General features: G+C 26.1%; 1 protein-coding gene. It reads left to right on the top strand.

The genetic code is table 11. From position 1 onward, the window contains the following. Window positions 1–307 precede the first annotated feature (307 nt). Window positions 308–1,636 (top strand): hydroxylamine reductase, encoded by a 1,329-nt coding sequence (gene hcp / locus MBCUR_RS02065; RefSeq protein ID WP_067089606.1) that lies wholly within the window; start codon window positions 308–310, stop codon window positions 1,634–1,636. Window positions 1,637–1,978 lie beyond the last annotated feature (342 nt).

The following is a 1,978-nucleotide window of genomic DNA, read 5'->3' on the forward strand; positions in this document are numbered from 1 at the left end:
GTATTAGTGACAATATCTTTATATATAAAATTCATCTTAGTATGTTTAAACACAAATTGATTTAAAAATTAATTTGGTTTATATATTTAATTCAATTGTTTAATATTTGATTTATTTTTTAAAATAAAATTTGTTTTTAATATTTTTTCAAAAAAAAAAAAAAAATGGTCGAATAAATTTTTTTATATAAAATAACTTTCTAAAAAATAAAATAAATTTTTTTATATAAATTTAAATAATTTTAAATAAGTATTAAATAAGTATTAAATAAGTTTAAATAAATTTAAATAAATTTGGAGATGTAAATATGGCATTATTTGGAAATAAAAAAATTAGTAATGAACCTGTAGACATGTTTTGTTATCAATGTTCTCAAACTGCGAATGGAACTGGATGTAATGTATCTGGAGTGTGTGGAAAAAAACCTACAATAGCTAGATTACAAGACAACTTGTTATTTGCTGTTAAAGGAATATCTGCATACAACTATCATTTAAATGAGCTTGGAGTGGAAGATGAAGAAATAAATAAATTTTTAACTCAAGGATTGTATGCAACTCTTACAAATGTAAATTTTGACCTTGAAAGTTTAGTTGGATATGCTCTTGAAGCTGGAAAAATTAATCTAAAAGTAATGGAGTTATTAAAAAAAGCTCACATAGCTAACTATGGAGAACCTAGTCCTGAAGCAGTTCAAGTAGGTTCACAAGAAGGATCTGGGATTTTAGTAACTGGACATGATTTAAAAGCACTTGAAGAGTTATTAAAACAAACTGAAGGAACAGGGGTTAATGTCTATACTCACAGTGAAATGTTACCTGCACATGGTTATCCTGAACTTAAAAAATACGATCATTTAGTGGGGCAACTTGGTGGACCTTGGTTTGATCAAAGAAAAATCTTTGATAAATACAATGTAGCGGTTCTTGCAACTTCAAATTGTATTTTAACACCAAGTGAGTCTTATAAAAATAGATTATTTACTATGGGCCCAACAAAGGTACCAGGTTCTCAAGCCATTAATGGATATGAATTTTCAGATTTAATAGCTAAAGCAAAAGAACTTGGATCCCTTGAAAACGAAGAAAAAACTACTTTAACTACTGGTTTTGGAGCAGGTGTAGTCCTTTCTCTTGCCGATAAAATTAAAGAGCTTGTTGAGGGCGAAAAAATTAGAAGATTTTTCTTAGTTGGCGGATGTGACAGTCCAATTCAAGGTACAGGATATTTTAGAGAGTTTGTAGAAAAATTACCAAATGATACAGTTGTTTTAACCTTAGGTTGTGGCAAATATAGGTTTAATGATTTAGACCTTGGAGATATTGAAGGTGTTCCAAGATTAATTGATTTAGGTCAGTGCAACGATGCAATTGTAGCTGTTGATATTGCAGTGGCTTTATGTGATTTGTTTGGTGTTGAACTCAATGATTTACCATTAACTATAGTTTGTAGTTGGATGGAACAAAAAGCAGCAGCTATTTTGTGGAGCTTGTTATATTTAGGTAAAAAAGACATAATTCTTGGTCCAATATTACCTGCATGGGCAAATGATAACATACTAAATTATTTGGTCTCTACATTTAACTTAACCCCAATTGGAAACCCAGAAGAAGACATAAAAAGAATTTTATCTTAAATTTATTTTAAGTTTACTTTAAATTTACTTTAAATTTTTTCTTTTTTCATACATTTTTTTCTTTTAAATTTTTTGGATATATATCACTTTCTTTTTTTAAAATTTTTTAAATTCTTTATTTTTGTATAACTAGGCTAAATTATCTTATTTTTTTAAAAAAATAGTATTTATTATATATTTTAATAAATAGCACTATTTAAATATTGTATTCCATATTATCAAATATTACTTGAATATAGTGATTTAAGAAATTATTGAACTTATTTATACCAAATTTAATTCTTTTTTAATTAATTATAATTAAATTTAAGGTTTAAATTCAAATAGTCTATTGATTATTAT

The sequence above is a fragment of the Methanobrevibacter curvatus genome, from assembly GCF_001639295.1.
In the GTDB taxonomy this organism is placed as follows: domain Archaea; phylum Methanobacteriota; class Methanobacteria; order Methanobacteriales; family Methanobacteriaceae; genus Methanoflexus; species Methanoflexus curvatus.

Bases quoted from the DNA above. Each gene is read 5' to 3' on its own strand.
- hcp (WP_067089606.1), top strand. From the start codon at position 308: ATGGCATTATTTGGAAATAAAAAAATTAGTAATGAACCTGTAGACATG.